Annotated in this window: 14 protein-coding genes, 1 tRNA gene and 2 rRNA genes; 4 read left to right on the top strand and 13 right to left on the bottom strand. The window is 49.8% G+C overall.

Annotation, left to right across the window (positions count from 1 at the left end):
* The 3 genes from AC6R10_RS11820 to AC6R10_RS11810 all read left to right on the top strand — a co-directional run.
* Positions 1 to 1,005, top strand: a 23S ribosomal RNA gene (locus AC6R10_RS11820); the annotation flags it as partial.
* Positions 1,006 to 1,179: 174 nt separating this feature from the next.
* Positions 1,180 to 1,295 (top strand): 5S ribosomal RNA (gene rrf, locus AC6R10_RS11815).
* Positions 1,296 to 1,351: 56 nt separating this feature from the next.
* A tRNA-Asp gene (locus AC6R10_RS11810) sits at positions 1,352 to 1,428 on the top strand.
* Between the two features lie 342 nt (positions 1,429 to 1,770).
* Here the strand turns inward: AC6R10_RS11810 and AC6R10_RS11805 are convergent.
* Entirely contained in the window at positions 1,771 to 2,931 is a 1,161-nt protein-coding gene (locus AC6R10_RS11805; RefSeq protein ID WP_500672321.1) for a GGDEF domain-containing protein, read from the bottom strand.
* Between the two features lie 144 nt (positions 2,932 to 3,075).
* Positions 3,076 to 4,353 carry a cation:proton antiporter gene (locus AC6R10_RS11800; RefSeq protein ID WP_500672320.1) on the bottom strand — a complete coding sequence of 426 codons (1,278 nt, stop codon included), beginning with the start codon at positions 4,351 to 4,353 and terminating at the stop codon, positions 3,076 to 3,078.
* A 169-nt stretch (positions 4,354 to 4,522) separates the two neighbouring features.
* On the opposite strand from AC6R10_RS11800, the gene metH reads away from it, so the two are divergent.
* Positions 4,523 to 8,203 (top strand): methionine synthase, encoded by a 3,681-nt coding sequence (metH, locus tag AC6R10_RS11795; RefSeq protein WP_500672319.1) that lies wholly within the window; start codon positions 4,523 to 4,525, stop codon positions 8,201 to 8,203.
* 105 nt (positions 8,204 to 8,308) lie between these two features.
* Here the strand turns inward: metH and mgtE are convergent, their stop codons facing one another.
* From mgtE to AC6R10_RS11740, 11 genes are all read right to left on the bottom strand, one after another.
* Positions 8,309 to 9,664 (bottom strand): magnesium transporter, encoded by a 1,356-nt coding sequence (gene mgtE / locus AC6R10_RS11790; RefSeq protein WP_334553454.1) that lies wholly within the window; start codon positions 9,662 to 9,664, stop codon positions 8,309 to 8,311.
* A gap of 181 nt (positions 9,665 to 9,845) precedes the next feature.
* Entirely contained in the window at positions 9,846 to 10,124 is a 279-nt protein-coding gene (locus AC6R10_RS11785) for an HPr family phosphocarrier protein (protein ID WP_334553456.1), read from the bottom strand.
* A gap of 4 nt (positions 10,125 to 10,128) precedes the next feature.
* A complete protein-coding gene (gene rapZ, locus AC6R10_RS11780) occupies positions 10,129 to 10,992 on the bottom strand; it encodes an RNase adapter RapZ (protein WP_500672318.1) in 864 nt (287 codons plus the stop codon).
* Positions 10,992 to 11,438, bottom strand: a complete 447-nt coding sequence (gene ptsN / locus AC6R10_RS11775) for a PTS IIA-like nitrogen regulatory protein PtsN (protein ID WP_334553460.1) — start codon at positions 11,436 to 11,438, stop codon at positions 10,992 to 10,994. The genes rapZ and ptsN overlap by 1 nt, the downstream gene beginning before the upstream one ends.
* Positions 11,439 to 11,448: 10 nt before the next feature.
* Positions 11,449 to 11,736, bottom strand: coding sequence for a ribosome hibernation promoting factor (gene hpf / locus AC6R10_RS11770; RefSeq protein WP_334553461.1), 288 nt, complete (start codon positions 11,734 to 11,736; stop codon positions 11,449 to 11,451).
* A gap of 25 nt (positions 11,737 to 11,761) precedes the next feature.
* Complete coding sequence (locus tag AC6R10_RS11765; protein WP_500672317.1) at positions 11,762 to 13,249, bottom strand: RNA polymerase factor sigma-54; 1,488 nt, start codon at positions 13,247 to 13,249, stop codon at positions 11,762 to 11,764.
* A 71-nt stretch (positions 13,250 to 13,320) separates the two neighbouring features.
* Positions 13,321 to 14,046, bottom strand: coding sequence for an LPS export ABC transporter ATP-binding protein (lptB, locus tag AC6R10_RS11760; protein WP_500627773.1), 726 nt, complete (start codon positions 14,044 to 14,046; stop codon positions 13,321 to 13,323).
* Positions 14,047 to 14,166: 120 nt separating this feature from the next.
* Positions 14,167 to 14,664 (bottom strand): lipopolysaccharide transport periplasmic protein LptA, encoded by a 498-nt coding sequence (gene lptA, locus AC6R10_RS11755; RefSeq protein ID WP_334553465.1) that lies wholly within the window; start codon positions 14,662 to 14,664, stop codon positions 14,167 to 14,169.
* Positions 14,645 to 15,208, bottom strand: a complete 564-nt coding sequence (lptC, locus tag AC6R10_RS11750) for an LPS export ABC transporter periplasmic protein LptC (RefSeq protein WP_500657165.1) — start codon at positions 15,206 to 15,208, stop codon at positions 14,645 to 14,647. The genes lptA and lptC overlap by 20 nt, the downstream gene beginning before the upstream one ends.
* The gene (gene kdsC, locus AC6R10_RS11745; RefSeq protein ID WP_500627770.1) at positions 15,205 to 15,762 is read right to left on the bottom strand and encodes a 3-deoxy-manno-octulosonate-8-phosphatase KdsC; all 558 of its coding nucleotides are present in this window, start codon (positions 15,760 to 15,762) and stop codon (positions 15,205 to 15,207) included. The genes lptC and kdsC overlap by 4 nt, the downstream gene beginning before the upstream one ends.
* Entirely contained in the window at positions 15,762 to 16,727 is a 966-nt protein-coding gene (locus tag AC6R10_RS11740) for a KpsF/GutQ family sugar-phosphate isomerase (protein WP_500631418.1), read from the bottom strand. The genes kdsC and AC6R10_RS11740 overlap by 1 nt, the downstream gene beginning before the upstream one ends.
* Positions 16,728 to 16,742: the final 15 nt, after the last annotated feature.

Below are 16,742 nucleotides of genomic sequence, written 5' to 3'. Positions count from 1 at the left end.
AACGGCGGCCGTAACTATAACGGTCCTAAGGTAGCGAAATTCCTTGTCGGGTAAGTTCCGACCTGCACGAATGGCGTAATGATGGCCACGCTGTCTCCACCCGAGACTCAGTGAAATTGAAATCGCTGTGAAGATGCAGTGTACCCGCGGCTAGACGGAAAGACCCCGTGAACCTTTACTACAGCTTGGCACTGAACATTGAGCCTACATGTGTAGGATAGGTGGGAGGCTTTGAAGCAGGTACGCCAGTATCTGTGGAGCCGACCTTGAAATACCACCCTTGTATGTTTGATGTTCTAACTTAGCCCCGTTATCCGGGGTGAGGACAGTGCCTGGTGGGTAGTTTGACTGGGGCGGTCTCCTCCCAAAGAGTAACGGAGGAGCACGAAGGTGGGCTAATCACGGTTGGACATCGTGAGGTTAGTGCAATGGCATAAGCCCGCTTGACTGCGAGAATGACAATTCGAGCAGGTGCGAAAGCAGGTCATAGTGATCCGGTGGTTCTGAATGGAAGGGCCATCGCTCAACGGATAAAAGGTACTCCGGGGATAACAGGCTGATACCGCCCAAGAGTTCATATCGACGGCGGTGTTTGGCACCTCGATGTCGGCTCATCACATCCTGGGGCTGAAGTCGGTCCCAAGGGTATGGCTGTTCGCCATTTAAAGTGGTACGCGAGCTGGGTTTAGAACGTCGTGAGACAGTTCGGTCCCTATCTGCCGTGGGCGTTGGAAGATTGAAGGGGGCTGCTCCTAGTACGAGAGGACCGGAGTGGACGAACCTCTGGTGTTCGGGTTGTGATGCCAATCGCATTGCCCGGTAGCTAAGTTCGGAATCGATAACCGCTGAAAGCATCTAAGCGGGAAGCGAGCCCTGAGATGAGTCTTCCCTGGCACTTTAAGTGCCCTTAAGGGTTGTTCGAGACTAGAACGTTGATAGGCAGGGTGTGTAAGCGCTGTGAGGCGTTGAGCTAACCTGTACTAATTGCCCGTGAGGCTTAACCATACAACACCCAAAGGGTTTTGATGGACTCAATGAAAGAACATTGAATGTGTAAAAGAGACGAGTGACTAGTTCCTAGTCGCTAGAAACGATAAACGCAGCTTTCCGAATTATTAAGTTCTAGGAACTAGGGTCTAGGCACTAGGAACTAGCTTCTAGGAACTTAAACAAAATTTGCTTGGCGACCATAGCGATTTGGACCCACCTGATTCCATGCCGAACTCAGAAGTGAAACGAATTAGCGCCGATGGTAGTGTGGGGCTTCCCCATGTGAGAGTAGGACATCGCCAGGCTTTGAACATTATCTATTTGAAGCTCGATTGAGATAAGACTTTAAATAGACCACTGCGGAGTGGTAGTTCAGTTGGTTAGAATACCGGCCTGTCACGCCGGGGGTCGCGGGTTCGAGTCCCGTCCACTCCGCCACTTATTAGAAAGCCTAGTCGAAAGACTGGGCTTTTTTACGTTTAATGCTCCTGAAAGTGTTGTGCATTTTCTCGCGGGCCGGAATGCCAGACCACGGAATGCCGGACCATCTACTCTCCCCTGCTCAGCCAGCAACTCGTATCCAGCTGTACTACTACAGGTAGAAAAGTAGGCTTCTTCGCATCAAAGCAATACAAATTGCCATCAACTCAGCGTTTTCAGCAGAGTCGAAGTCTCTAGTTTGTATGGGTCAGCTCCCGCTTTCTGAATGTCACCTTTGTACAGACAGTATAGATGTGAGAAGCCCTGCTATAGGCAGGGCTTCTCAACAAATGGTTGCGGTCACTGGGCAACAACCACTTGGTTTCGTCCACCATTTTTGGCTTCATAGAGGGCAACATCGGCATTGGAGAGTAGGTCATCCATCGAGTCACTGCGCTTGAGTTCTGCGACGCCAAAGCTCATGGTGCAATCAAGATGAACGCTACTTACGATAGGGTTCAGCGCCACCTTTTGCCTCAATAGTTCTGCTTGTTGAATCGCTTCTTCCGCTGTGTGCTTGGGTAACAGCAGCATAAACTCATCACCGCCAAAACGTATTGCCAATACCGAATCTGGTAGGGTACGCTGCATAAGCTTGGCGACTTTCTCAATGGTTTTGTCTCCCACCAGATGCCCTAGCTCATCGTTAATCCGTTTGAAGTTATCGATGTCAGTCATGATCACGCTAAGGGGCAGATGCTCCTCTTTCGATTGATGAACTAGAGAAGGCAGTAACGAGTCCATCGCTCGTCGGTTATAGAGTCCTGTCAGTGGATCCTTTTGTGACAACTGATGGATGGAGTCGAGCAATCTTGCATTGATGAGCCATAGCATGCTCAGGCTAATGGCAACCATTAATATGATGCAGAATAGGTAGGTCAGGGCATGAATCAGTCCAGAGCTCATATAACTGCTAATCGTAGGCCCGAGCGCGGTATAGACGAGGCGAAACACCATAAAACTGCCATAGCTGACAAATGGGATCACCATCATGAGAAGTGGAAACTTGGCATCGTCCTTCTCGCCCTTAAGCAGTGCCCAAGCTGCGAAAAAACAGGAGGCGCTGAGGTAGGCGCTTAAGATAAGAATACGGGCATTGATGGATGGCGTTACATAGGTAAAGAAAACAAACAGTAGACCTGCTAGCAGCAATGCTCCCTCTAACCATCGCACTCCTTTACTGTGATAGGCGCGAATCGCGCAGATGCCTTTTACGGTAAAAAGAAAACCCAGCATGATGAGAGTATTGGCGAGCACTATGGTCAGCCACTCTGGCGCGGTTCCTCGAAAACCTAAAAACAGCGGCCCTAAGCCAATCATAAAGATGCCAGCGGCCAGTCGGTTTAGGCCTTGAACTTGTTTCTGCGAGGCTTGATAAAAGAACAAGCCTGAAGAATAGATAAAGGAGAAGACGATAACCGTGAAGTTAAGTGTGCGAATGTCTAAAGAGAGGTTTTCCATAACGTAGCCAAAGATGGGGGCGCCTATCGAAGAGTTATAGTAGACATTTTGCTTGGCGATAGCTGCAATCGGATGTCATTTATCCGATACAGGTAGAAAAATGCCAGCGTATTTTGCTGGCATCTATGCACATTGCTGCGGGCACTAGGCCTGTTTCTCTGCCCTTTTGGCTTTCTCTACCATTGGGGTAATGGTAGAGCCTTGCACTAAGATGGAAAACACCACCACAGAGTAAGTCATAACAAGGATGATCTCTTTAACATCAATCAGCTTATCTTGAATGACCCAAATGCCAGAGGGAATGGAGAGTGCCATGGCCAGCGCTAATCCACCTCTTAGGCCACCCCAGGTAAGGATTTTGACTGACCAAGGGTTGTAGGTTCGATAGCGCTTAAACCCTACGTAAGAGAAAAACACGCTCAGATAACGCGAAAGCAAGACCAAAGGAACGGCGACCGCCATCATGATCCAGTCTTCTTGATGGAATTCAAACAGCAACATCGACATACCGATCAAAAGGAACAAGACGCCGTTAAGGAATTCATCGATCAGCTCCCAGAAATGGTCGAGGTGATCTTCACTCTCTTTTGAAAAGCCGATAAAGCGCGTCCAGTTACCGATCATGATTCCTGAGACCACCATTGCTAACGGGCCCGACACATGCAAAACCTCGGCAAAGGCGTAACCTGCGGTGGGAATGCCGATGGTCAGCAGTAGTTCCATAGAGTGATCGTCGGTCGCGCTGATCAGGTAGTGGAACAACAGCCCTAGGGCAAAGCCATACACAATGCCACCCATCGCTTCTTGTGCGAACAGCAAGGTGACGCTGCCTAGTGTCGGCGTGTCGTGACCAAAAGCGATGGTGTAAAGAGTGACGAAAATGACCAAGCCAAAGCCGTCGTTAAAAAGGGACTCTCCCTCAATTTGGGTTGAGATACGTTTGGGGGCTTTGAGCTTTTTGACGATCGCTAACACGGCAATCGGGTCCGTCGGAGAGATCAGTGCCCCGAAGAGTAAGCAGTACACCAGATCAAACGGAATGTTCAGCCATTGGCAAAAAGCATAAAGACCAAATCCGATGAAGAACGTCGAAAACAGCGTGGCGCCCAAGGCTAAGACAGTGATCTCCCATTTTTGATCTTTAAGGTTGGGCAGTTTGATGCCCAATCCGCCAGCGAAGAGGAGAAAGCCGAGAATCCCCTTCAACAAAAAATCTTCGAAGTTGATGCTGGCGACCGTCTTTGACGCAATTTCTGTCAGTTGGAACCAATCGTTTTGGCCTGCAACCAAAATGAGTAACGACAGCACCATTGAGCCCGCAGTGATGGCGATGGTGGTCTGCATTTTACCTATCTTGCTGTTTACAAAGGCAATCAGCATTGCCGCAGCCGATAAAAAGCAGAGTGTGTAGTAGACTGACATGAGCGTTCCAGTATGTAACAAATTATGAACAAGAATTTTGTTACTGACTTGTTCAAATAGCAAATGATTTTTACCCGTGGTGTGAGACGTATTTTTACCGTTTAGACGTCTAGACTCCTTTTTGATCTGTGATAGGATGGGGAAATAACGAAAGGAATGAGGCAGTACTGTGGGAAGTAATGTAAGGCAGCAAATCGAAGCGCAATTGCAACAACGGATACTTTTGATCGATGGTGGCATGGGCACCATGATCCAAGGTTACAAGCTCGAAGAGCAAGACTATCGTGGTACGCGTTTCGCCGATTGGCATTGTGATTTAAAAGGGAACAACGATCTGTTGGTGTTGACTCAGCCTGCATTGATCAAAGAGATCCACAGCGCCTATTTAGAAGCCGGTGCGGATATTCTCGAAACCAATACCTTTAATGCCACCACGATTGCGATGGCCGACTACGACATGCAGAGTTTAAGCGAAGAGATTAACTTCGCAGCGGCCCAACTTGCACGTGAGGCGGCCGATGAATGGACGGCAAAAACGCCGGACAAACCTCGCTATGTCGCGGGCGTGTTGGGCCCAACCAACCGCACCTGTTCCATCTCTCCTGATGTGAACGACCCAGGTTATCGCAATGTCAGCTTTGATCAGTTGGTCGAGGCGTACTCTGAGTCAACGCGCGCCCTAATCAAAGGCGGCAGCGATCTGATTCTTATCGAAACCATTTTTGACACCCTCAACGCCAAAGCGTGTGCGTTTGCCGTTGACAGCGTATTTGAAGAGCTCGGCATTAGCCTGCCTGTGATGATCTCAGGGACGATTACCGATGCCTCTGGACGTACGCTCTCTGGCCAGACTACCGAAGCTTTTTACAACTCACTGCGTCACGTTAGACCGTTGTCGTTTGGCTTGAACTGTGCACTTGGCCCTGATGAATTGCGTCCCTACGTCGATGAACTCTCGCGTATTTCAGAGTCTTTTGTCTCGGCGCACCCAAACGCCGGTTTGCCGAATGCGTTTGGTGAGTATGACTTGTCGCCACAAGAGATGGCGCAACATGTTGAGGAGTGGGCGAAAAGCGGCTTTCTTAACTTAATTGGTGGCTGTTGTGGTACCACACCAGAGCATATTCGTGAAATGGCTCGTGTGGTCGATGGTGTAACACCGCGCGCGCTGCCAGAGCTCCCCGTCGCGTGCCGTTTGTCAGGGTTAGAGCCGCTCACTATTGAGAAAGAGACGCTATTTATTAACGTCGGCGAGCGAACTAACGTCACGGGCTCGGCACGATTCAAGCGTCTTATTAAAGAAGAGCAGTATGATGAAGCGCTAGAAGTGGCACGTCAGCAAGTGGAAAACGGCGCGCAAATCATCGATATCAATATGGACGAGGGCATGCTTGATGCGCAGGCTTGCATGGTGCGCTTCCTTAACTTGTGCGCCTCTGAGCCTGAAATCTCCCGCGTGCCGATTATGGTTGACTCGTCGAAGTGGGAGGTGATTGAAGCGGGTCTGAAATGCATCCAAGGCAAAGGCATCGTTAACTCGATCTCGCTCAAAGAAGGCAAAGAGAAATTCATTGAGCAGGCCAAGCTGATCCGACGCTACGGCGCCGCTGTGATTGTGATGGCGTTTGATGAAGTGGGTCAGGCGGAGACGCGTGAACGCAAACTCCAAATCTGTACGAACGCGTATCGTATTTTGGTTGACGAAGTGGGCTTCCCGCCGGAAGACATCATTTTTGACCCGAATATCTTCGCGGTGGCCACCGGTATTGAAGAGCACAACAACTACGCTGTTGATTTCATTGAAGCCGTGGCAGACATCAAACGCGATCTGCCGTATGCGATGATTTCAGGTGGCGTGTCCAACGTATCGTTCTCGTTTCGCGGTAATAACTATGTACGCGAAGCGATTCATGCGGTGTTCCTCTACCACTGTTTCAAGAACGGCATGGACATGGGCATCGTCAACGCCGGGCAGTTAGAAATCTACGACAACGTCCCAGACAAGCTGCGTGAAGCGGTAGAGGATGTGGTGCTTAACCGCCGCTCTGATGCCACCGAGCGCTTATTGGATATTGCCGGCGAATACGCCGAAAAAGGGGTCGGCAAAGAAGAGGATGCCTCAGCACTGGAATGGCGCACATGGCCTGTTGAAAAGCGTTTAGAACATGCGCTAGTGAAAGGCATCACCGAGTTTATTGTCGATGATACGGAAGAGGCGCGAGTCAATGCGAGCAAGCCTCTTGAGGTCATCGAAGGGCCACTGATGGATGGCATGAACGTGGTTGGAGACCTGTTTGGTGAAGGGAAAATGTTCCTTCCTCAAGTGGTGAAATCCGCGCGTGTGATGAAGCAAGCTGTGGCTCACCTAGAGCCGTACATTAATGCAGAGAAACAAGCCGGCTCGACCAACGGTAAGATTCTGCTGGCGACCGTAAAAGGCGATGTTCACGACATAGGTAAAAACATCGTTGGTGTGGTGCTGCAGTGTAATAACTACGAAATTATCGACTTAGGTGTGATGGTGCCGTGCGAGCAAATCCTAAAAGTCGCAAAAGAAGAGAAGGTAGACATCATTGGTTTGTCTGGCCTGATCACCCCATCGTTGGACGAAATGGTGCATGTCGCCAAAGAAATGGAGCGCCTCAACTTCGATTTGCCACTCTTGATTGGCGGCGCGACCACATCGAAAGCGCATACCGCAGTGAAAATTGAGCAAAATTACTCACAACCTGTGGTGTATGTGAATAATGCCTCACGAGCGGTCGGGGTCTGTTCCTCGCTGTTGTCTGAGACGTTAAAGCCAGCGTTTGTTGAAAAGCTGCAAGCGGACTATGACGTGGTGCGCGATCAACATAACCGTAAGAAACCCCGCACTAAGCCGGTAAGCTTAGAGCAAGCGCAAAGCAATAAAGTGGCAATTGATTGGCAAAGCTATACGCCCCCGGTTCCTGCGAAACCCGGCGTGCATGTGTTTGATGATTTTGATATTGCAACGCTGCGCCAATACATCGATTGGACGCCATTCTTTATGACGTGGTCCTTGGTCGGTAAATACCCGGCAATCTTCGACCATGAAGAGGTCGGTGAAGAGGCGAAACGCTTGTTCGAAGATGCCAACGCTCTGTTGGATCGCGTTGAAAAAGAGGGCTTGATGCAAGCCCGCGGCATGTGTGCTTTGTTCCCTGCGGCCAGCGTTGGCGATGACATTGAAGTGTACACCGATGAGTCGCGTACCGAGGTGGCTAAAGTGTTGCACAACTTACGTCAACAGACGGAAAAACCTAAAGGTTACAACTACTGTTTGTCGGATTACATCGCACCGAAATCATCCGGTAAGGCCGATTGGATTGGCGCGTTTGCGGTGACAGGTGGCATCAATGAGCGTGAGTTGGCTGATGAATACAAAGCGCAAGGGGATGATTACAACGCCATTATGATTCAGGCGGTGGCAGACCGTTTGGCCGAAGCCTTCGCAGAATACTTGCATGAGCGGGTACGCAAAGAGATTTGGGGCTACGCGGCCGATGAGAACTTATCCAACGAGGAGTTGATTCGCGAGAAATACCAAGGCATTCGTCCTGCACCGGGCTATCCTGCGTGTCCTGAGCACACAGAGAAGGGCGCAATTTGGGAGCTGATGGACGTTGAAAACACCATAGGCATGACGCTGACGTCGAGCTATGCGATGTTCCCTGGCGCTTCTGTCTCAGGTTGGTACTTCTCTCACCCTGACTCGCGCTACTTTGCCGTTGCTCAAATCCAGCAAGATCAGGTGGAGAGCTATGCACAGCGCAAAGGTTGGGACATGTTGGAAGCGGAGAAGTGGCTTGGTCCCAATATCAATGGGTAGTCTACTCTCTTAGCGCTTGCGCTGAGTGTCACTAACAAAAAGCGCGGCCCTTGGGTCGCGCTTTGTCTTTTTGAAATATCTGTTGAATATCTGGTGGCGGCTGAGTTAAACAAACAGCGTCGCTAAGCCTAAAAAGACCGACAGACCGATGACGTCGGTGACAGTAGTGAGCGCCATGCCGCCTGCCAATGCAGGGTCGATGTTCATTTTTTTCAGCAGCACAGGAATCATCACGCCAGCAACACCGGCAACAAACAGGTTGGTGAGCATGGCGGCAGAGATAATGCCTCCAAGCATCCAGTCGCCTTTCCAAGCAATTACGATCCCGCCGATGATCAATGCCCACAAAATGCCGTTAAGCAGACCGATGGCGGCTTCTTTCATTAATAGTTCTCGTTTGTTGGCATCACCGATATGGCCCAATGCCAAGCCACGGATGACGAGCGCGACCGTCTGGTTGCCTGCTACGCCGCCCATCGAAGGCACTATGGTCATCAAGACGGCAATCGCGGCCATCTGCTCGAGTGTGGCTTCAAACATGTTCGAGACCGAGGCCGCTGCGAGCGCCGCCAACACATTGGCCCCAAGCCAAATGCTGCGTTTTCGGGCTGATTTGACCACGGGCGCAAAGGTATCTTCGTCGTCATCCATACCGGCCATACTCATCATGGAGTGCTCGGCATCTTCTCGGATGACATCGACCACATCATCGATGGTAATACGCCCAACCAGATGTTTGTTCTCATCGATAACCGGCGCTGAGACCCAATTACGGCGCTCAAACAAGCTGGCGACGTCGGAGTCACTCATGGTCACTTCGATAGCCTCATCCGCATCTTCCATCACTTCGGCAACTTTGATGTCGGGCTGAGTCGTAATGAGCGTGGTAATGGGCAGTTCACCAATAAGGTGGTTCTCTTCATCAATGACATACAAGGCATCGGTCGCTTCAGGCAGCTCGCCTTTCATGCGCAGATAACGCAGCACGACATCCACATCGACATCACCACGAATGGTGATGACGTCGGTATTCATTAGACCACCGGCTGAGTCCTCTGGGTAAGAGAGCGCGGTTTCAATGCGCAGACGCTCTGTCGAATCCATTTGTGACAGAACTTCTCTAGAGAGATCATCCGGTAGGCTTCGCAGTACGTAAGCGACATCGTCGGTGTCCATCCCTTCGGTGGCTTCGGCGAGCTTTTCTGGTGCCATTTTGGACACCAAGTCGTCTTTGACGTCTTCGTTGAGCTCGTCGAGGATTTCACCGTAATCTTCTGGATCGGTGAGTTGCCAAAGGACTTCACGGCTTTTACGAGGTGAGGCTTCTAGGAGATGGGCGATATCTTCGGGTTCCATGTCCTGCAATTGGCGACGGACATGGACGAAGCGGCCGTTTTCGAGCGCTTCAGATACTTCTTGCAGGGCTTGGTGAGCTTGATCGAATTCAATTTGCTCGGCCATGGATTCCCCCTGACTCTAATGGTTCACAATGGATTGAATAGTAACTTAAATCTTACGTTAAGTAACCTCATGATACGACTTTGCCGAGGAGAAAAGTGCGCCCATGTGATGAATGGAAGGCGAGTGGCGTTCTGAGGGGGAAACTAAAAGGTGGCGTGTGCCAGTGAGGGCCGAATCGGCGCTATTCCTCTTCGTCGAACTTGTCTTCAATCAGCGAGCAGACCGCTTCTAAGGCGGGTGAGGCATCGCTGCCTTCTGCGCTGATCGTCACGTGTTCACCTTGAGCGGACTCAAGCATCAGTAGACCCATCACACTGTCTGCGGTGGCTTCTTTGCCTTCAGGATTTTGGATGGTGAGCACGGCATCAAAGGATTGAGCAAGCTCGACCAATTTGACAGCAGCACGAGCATGAAGGCCAAGTCGATTTTGAATGAGGACGGTTCTGCTCTCTTGCTGCATACGGCTATTCCTTATGATGTTTCTCTAAAGAGGTATGACGAATTTGGACCTGATGGCCCAACTGGGCAAAGTACTCGCCAATCTGCTGAGTGAGGTAGACCGAGCGATGTTTCCCGCCGGTGCAACCTATGGCTACGGTGAGGTAGCTGCGATTATTTTTTTCAAGCAGTGGCAACCACTGCTCAATAAATCCTTGGATTTGTCGTTTTAACTCCAGCACCTCTTGATGCTGCTCTAAAAACGATTTGATTGGCGTATCGAGGCCAGTCAACGGCCGCAGCGACGGATCCCAATGTGGGTTAGGTAAAAAGCGCACATCGAATACGTAGTCGGCATCAGAAGGCAGGCCATATTTAAAACCAAACGACTGAAACACCATCACCAAATCTTTGCGTTCACGGCCTTCCACGCGCATGCGCACGGTTTCGCTCAGCTCATGCAATGACTGGCTGCTGCTGTCGATGATCAAGTCGGCTTGCTCTTTGAGCGGGGCGAGGAGGCATTTCTCTTTTTCGATCGCTTGCTCAAGGGAGGTGTTGTGCTGGGTTAATGTCAGCGGGTGAATGCGGCGCGTTTCACTGTAGCGTTTGAGTAACGTTTCTTTGTTGGCATCGAGAAACAACACGCTGGCATCCGACGATTGCTTAAGTTTGGTCAGGATGTCTTCCAGTAGTGTCGGCTCTGAGGGTAGGTTGCGGATATCAATACTGACCGCCACGCTCTGTTTGCTGGTTTGCACGGTCTGGATAAACACATCCAACAGATCCACCGGTAGATTGTCGACGCAATAGTATCCGAGGTCTTCTAAGACACGCAGTGCCACGCTTTTCCCGGCACCCGATTGACCGCTGACCACAATTAAGCGCATTACTGATTTACCATGATGTCGTAAAGTTCTTGATCAGACTGAGCTTTGCGCAGCTGTTTGAGGACCTGTTTGTCGTTGAGGCGTTCTGCCATACTCGAGAGGGTTTTCAAGTGCTCTTTGCACTGCTCGTCAGGGACCAGAAGCGCAAACATCAGATCGACAGGGCGATTGTCGATGGAATCAAATTCGACCGGCGATTCGCATTGCAGTAGAACGGCAATCGCTTTGTCGCTCGATTGCATACGAGCATGGGGAATGGCAATTCCATTTCCTATGCCAGTACTGCCCATTTTTTCGCGGCTGAGCATACATTCGAATAATTCAGTGGAACTTTGGCCTGTTTTATCAGCCACAATTTCACTGATCATTTCTAGGGCTCGTTTTTTGCTGGTGCACTGAACTGCACTTTTCGTGCAGTCCAGTGTAAGGATTTCGCGTAGTTGCATGGTTATGGACTTAGTGGGTATTTAGCTTTTCTTTGTGCTTGTTCAATTGACGCACGAGTTTATCGACCAACGAATCGATCGCCGCGTACATGTTTTCTTCGTCTGAAGAGGCGTGAATGTCGCCTTGGTTTACGTGAAGGGTAGCTTCAGCGATCTGACGCACTTTTTCAACTCGAAGTACCACATGGACGTTGTTGATGTGATCGAAGAACCGCTCTAGCTTTTGAAACTTTTCGTTTACGTAGTCTTGCATTGCATCGGTGAGCTCGACGTGATGACCGGTAATATTAATTTGCATAGACTTTCCTTCTCGGTTGTTGGCCTTATAGCAGGCGTTTACGCTGACTCGACGGGGCGATCCCTAGAGATTCACGGTACTTAGCTATTGTCCGCCTTGCGACCTGAATTCCTTGGTCAGCGAGTAGTGCTGCAATCTTACTGTCACTAAGAGGTTTAGCGCTGTTTTCGGCAGCGACCAGCTTCTTAATAAGTGCTCGGATTGCAGTGGATGAGCACTCTCCGCCATTGTCGGTACTGACATGGCTAGAGAAGAAATATTTCAACTCAAAAATGCCACGAGGGGTGTGCATATACTTTTGTGTCGTAACCCGTGAGATGGTGGACTCGTGCATATCAACCGCTAATGCGACGTCGTTCAATACCATCGGCTTCATGGCTTCTTCGCCATACTCAAAGAAATCGTGTTGATGTTCAACAATACATTTTGCAACTTTGAGTAGCGTCTCATTTCTACTTTCTAAGCTTTTGATCAGCCATTTCGCCTCTTGCAAATTGGTGCGAATGTACTGGCTATCGGCACTATTGCCTTTACCGAGCGCCGCGTACTGTTGGTTGACTTTCAAGCGTGGCACAGAGTCGGGGTTGATGGTCACCACCCATTTGCCATGATCTTTGTACACCGACACATCCGGGATAACGTACTCGGCGTGATCTTCAGCGATCCGGCTGCCAGGGCGAGGATCCAACTGTTGAATCAGTGTTAAGGTCTCTTTGAGCTCGGCTTCTTTGAGCTTAGTCTCTTTAATGATCAGTTTGTAGTCGCGGTTACCTAATTGATCAATATGATCGGTCAGCACCTTTTTCGCTTCCGCAAGCCAGGGGGTCTCTTCAGGGAAGGTCGCCAGTTGCAGCAGCAAGCAATCTTGCAAGTTCACAGAGCCGACGCCGAGTGGGTCAAATTGCTGGATGCGTTTACGCACCGCTTCAATCTCTTCGATTTCGATCTCTTCATTGTCGAAGCTGTCGAGAATATCTTGCGGTGAAACGGTAAGGTAGCCGTAGTCATCAATGGCATCAATGAGCGCGAGTGCTATGGTGCGATCAGTGTCGCTAAACGGGGTCAGATCCAGTTGCCACACCAAGTAATCTTGGAGAGATTGGGTGGTTTCACCCTGATAAACCGGCATGTCATCATCAACGGCTAACCCGGTGCTGCCGGTGTTGGCGCTGTAGACATCATCCCATGTAGTATCGATTTCAAGCTCATTACTGATCTCCGACTTTTCAATCATTTCGGAGCTGTCTTGGGTCTCGATCTCGGAAAATTCAGGTTCTGCAGAATCCGAGTCTGACGCCTCATTGCGACTCTCTTTTTCCTCAGTACGGTTTTTTTCTTCAACGTTTACCTCGTCATTGGTCTCTTCCACTTCGAGTAGTGGGTTGGAGTCCAATGCTTCCTGAATTTCTTGTTGAAGATCCAAGGTCGACAACTGCAATAAGCGAATCGCTTGTTGCAATTGTGGCGTCATGGCTAACTGCTGTCCTAGCTTGAGTTGTAATGAGGGTTTCATTCAGTAATGCTTGCCTTAATGCTGGAGAACTTTCTTGTTCATCCTATTATTATCTCTGTTACTTACTGTAATCATAGACGGAATTGTTCACCAAGATAAACTTGTTTCACCTGCTCGTTGTTCAACACTTCGCTCGGTGTGCCCTCTGCAATCAGATGGCCTTGGCTAACGATGTAAGCCTTTTCACACACATCCAATGTTTCACGAACGTTGTGGTCAGTGATCAAGACACCGAGACCTCTATCCCTGAGGTGTTCAATGATTTTCTTGATGTCGATAACGGAAATGGGGTCGACCCCAGCAAAGGGTTCATCCAACAAAATGAACTGTGGATTGGCCGCTAATGCTCGCGCGATTTCAACTCGGCGACGTTCTCCCCCTGATAATGCCATACCCGCACTGTGTCGAATGTGCTGAATGTGGAATTCTTCAAGTAAATCTTCTAGGCGGTCTTGGCGCTGCTCACGGGTCAACTCTTCACGTGTTTCGAGTACCGCCATGATGTTGTCCTCGACCGACAACTTACGAAAAATCGACGCTTCTTGAGGCAAGTAACCAATGCCCATGCGAGAGCGGCTGTGCATCGGCAAAATACTGATGTCGTTGCCATCAATGCTGATGGAGCCTTCGTCACGAGCCACTAACCCCACGATCATGTAGAAGGAGGTGGTTTTACCCGCGCCGTTCGGGCCGAGCAACCCGACGATTTGGCCCGATTCGACTTGCAGGCTGACGTCTGTCACGACGGTTCGATTGCCGTAGGTTTTCGCTAAGTTTTGCGCTTTTAATATCGCCATAATTTTTTGTGTCGCTATGGTTTCGTATCGCTGTAGTTACGTACCGACATAGTTACGTATCGATATAGCTACGTTTCGCTTTAGTGATGTTTTCGCGAGTGATCGCGACGTTTTAGCTCGTTACTCTTGTACCGCTTGTGGCTGTAGAACCGTCGACACGCGATCGCCTTTCTCTTTGCCGTCTGCAATCAACTTCTGTGAAGAAATTTTATAGCGAATTTGGTTGCCGCGAATCACGCTGTCGTCTTGAGATAGCATCGCTTGGTCAATCATCGTCAGCTGATCATCGACCATCTTGTAATAGAGTTCTTTCGCTTCACCGTAAAGGGTTTTGCCATCGTCGGTCAACTGGGAAAAGGTCGCCAAATTCCCATACCCTTCAATTTCTTGAATGGAACCATCAGCAGGATCTCGAGTCACTACCACTTTATCGGCGTTGATATTGATGCTGCCTTGCTTGAGCTTCACATCGCCGAGGAAAGTGACTTGGTTACTCTGCATGTCCAGCTGTTGGCTGTCAGAGTCAATGTATACGGGCTGATCTCGGTCGGTTGAGAGGGCCATGGCGTTGCTTGTCAGTAACAAGCAGGAAATCAGACTAAGGTGTGAGAGTTTCATATCTACCTTGTACGTGTTTGTAGAGGGTTGCGTTGTTATCTGCAAAGTTGCCTTTCATGGCTTGCCCTACTGTTTCAAACTGTGGGCCGACTAAAGTGACTTGGTTGTCAGCCCAAAAATCTCGGTTGTCCAATTGAATACTCATGGTGTCAGTGGACAGAGTGTCAAAGCCAGAATCTGGCAATAAGTTGGTGGTCAGAACGTCTTCATACAGAGTCAAAACATGATCTTTGGTGAGGACACCACGTTTTGCGGTGATTTCCCACTCTTGCACTGTGCCGTCTCGATAGACTTTTAGCACAGGGCTTTGAAAAACGGTATCGCCGCTTTGCGCGAAGTGATCCAAATGAGCAGACGTGATCACATAGCTGCGAATCCCTTGTTCATTGTATGAGGTATTTTCTAAGCCTTGACCACTGAACATGGGCAGTTCTGTGTCCGGATCAACTTGAATATCATAACTTTGCTGCTTGTTGATCAGAGTGTAAGCACTGATGGCGACAACAAGTAGCAAGAGTAGATAGCCAATACGGGTTAGTGTCATATACTCAAACCTTTGTGAGTATCCAGTTCATCTCGTGCTTGAAGGATCAGGTCGCACACCTCACGCACGGCGCCATGTCCGCCACGAATAGCCGTGACATAATTGGCGCGCTGAGCCAACAATGGGTGACCATCCGCCACGCACACTTTGAGCGCGACTTTATCCATAACTGGCCAATCAATCAAATCATCACCAATGTAGCCAGTATGCTCAGGTGCAATGTTGAGCTTGTCGCAAATGTCTTGGTATGCCTTAAGTTTGTCATCTTGGCCCTGATAGATTAGCGTAATTCCCAGCGCTTTCATGCGATTTTCGACAATCGCAGAGCGGCGCCCAGTAATAATGGCAATCTCAATGCCTGCATTCATCAAGGACTTGACGCCATAGCCATCGCGAGTGTGAAAGGTTTTGAGTTCTTCGCCCTGATTACCCATGTAAATCAGGCCGTCAGAAAACACCCCATCGACATCGCAAATAAGCAGTTTAATCTGTTTGGCAATCGCAAACAGATTCGGTTCCACGGGTTGGTAAAGAGTGTCAATCATCGCAGACATTACATCACTCCCGCTTTCAATAAATCGTGCATATTCAGTGCGCCCACGACGCGTTGTTCTTGACATAAAATCAGGCCATTGATGCTTTTGTTTTGCATCAAAGCCAGACCTTCTGCGGCCAGAATGTCCGGGCTGGCCGTCGTTGGGTGCGTCGTCATGACATCACCGATTAACGCGGTGTGGATATCAATACGTTTATCGAGAATACGACGTAAATCACCATCGGTGAAAATACCGACCAGTTTTTGCGCTTCATCGACCACGGCCGTCATGCCCAGCCCTTTCTCGCTGATGACCAAGAGTGCATCGCGAATCACTGTAGTTGGCGTCACCAAAGGCAGTTGTTCACCGGTGTGCATGATGTCTGACAGCTTCAGCAGTAGCTTACGGCCTAAAGCGCCGCCTGGGTGGGAGAGCGCAAAATCTTCGGCGGTAAAGCCGCGTGCTTGGAGCATGGCAACCGCCAGTGCATCACCCATCACCAGCGTTGCCGTGGTGCTTGAGGTAGGCGCCAGGCCTAGTGGGCAGGCTTCTTTTGGCACCGTGATTTGCAAATGCAAATCAGACAGCTTAGCCATGTTGGATTCTGGCTTGCCGGTCATGCTGATGATTTTGATATTTAGGCGCTTAAGCACAGGGAAAAGGCCCAAGATTTCTGAAGATTCGCCGGAATTTGAAATAGCCAGCACGATATCATTGGGATCAATCATGCCGAGATCGCCATGCGCGGCTTCGCCTGGGTGGACGAAAAACGCCGATGTGCCTGTGCTCGCCAGCGTGGCGGCAATTTTATTGCCAATATGGCCAGATTTGCCAATCCCCATTACGACCACTTTGCCATCACGGTTGTTCAAAATGAGATCGCACGCCTTGGCAAAATCGTCATTGAAGTATTGGTCGAGTTGCTTGAGTGCATCAATTTCAGTGTTCAGCACCTCGAGCGCGGCGCTGCGGTAGTCGTACATACAAAACTCCAAAAG

Source organism: Vibrio sp. R12-SG2-ISO1, assembly GCF_059834045.1.
The sequence above is the reverse complement of the archived record's forward strand: the minus strand, read 5'-3'. Positions and strand labels throughout refer to the sequence as shown.

What these genes read in the sequence shown, in the direction of transcription:
- AC6R10_RS11805 (WP_500672321.1), bottom strand. Translation starts at nt 2,931, where the DNA reads ATGGAAAACCTCTCTTTAGACATTCGCACACTTAACTTCACGGTTATC.
- AC6R10_RS11800 (WP_500672320.1), bottom strand. Translation starts at nt 4,353, where the DNA reads ATGTCAGTCTACTACACACTCTGCTTTTTATCGGCTGCGGCAATGCTG.
- mgtE (WP_334553454.1), bottom strand. Translation starts at nt 9,664, where the DNA reads ATGGCCGAGCAAATTGAATTCGATCAAGCTCACCAAGCCCTGCAAGAA.
- AC6R10_RS11785 (WP_334553456.1), bottom strand. Translation starts at nt 10,124, where the DNA reads ATGCAGCAAGAGAGCAGAACCGTCCTCATTCAAAATCGACTTGGCCTT.
- rapZ (WP_500672318.1), bottom strand. Translation starts at nt 10,992, where the DNA reads ATGCGCTTAATTGTGGTCAGCGGTCAATCGGGTGCCGGGAAAAGCGTG.
- ptsN (WP_334553460.1), bottom strand. Translation starts at nt 11,438, where the DNA reads ATGCAACTACGCGAAATCCTTACACTGGACTGCACGAAAAGTGCAGTT.
- hpf (WP_334553461.1), bottom strand. Translation starts at nt 11,736, where the DNA reads ATGCAAATTAATATTACCGGTCATCACGTCGAGCTCACCGATGCAATG.
- AC6R10_RS11765 (WP_500672317.1), bottom strand. Translation starts at nt 13,249, where the DNA reads ATGAAACCCTCATTACAACTCAAGCTAGGACAGCAGTTAGCCATGACG.
- lptB (WP_500627773.1), bottom strand. Translation starts at nt 14,046, where the DNA reads ATGGCGATATTAAAAGCGCAAAACTTAGCGAAAACCTACGGCAATCGA.
- lptA (WP_334553465.1), bottom strand. Translation starts at nt 14,664, where the DNA reads ATGAAACTCTCACACCTTAGTCTGATTTCCTGCTTGTTACTGACAAGC.
- lptC (WP_500657165.1), bottom strand. Translation starts at nt 15,208, where the DNA reads ATGACACTAACCCGTATTGGCTATCTACTCTTGCTACTTGTTGTCGCC.
- kdsC (WP_500627770.1), bottom strand. Translation starts at nt 15,762, where the DNA reads ATGTCTGCGATGATTGACACTCTTTACCAACCCGTGGAACCGAATCTG.
- AC6R10_RS11740 (WP_500631418.1), bottom strand. Translation starts at nt 16,727, where the DNA reads ATGTACGACTACCGCAGCGCCGCGCTCGAGGTGCTGAACACTGAAATT.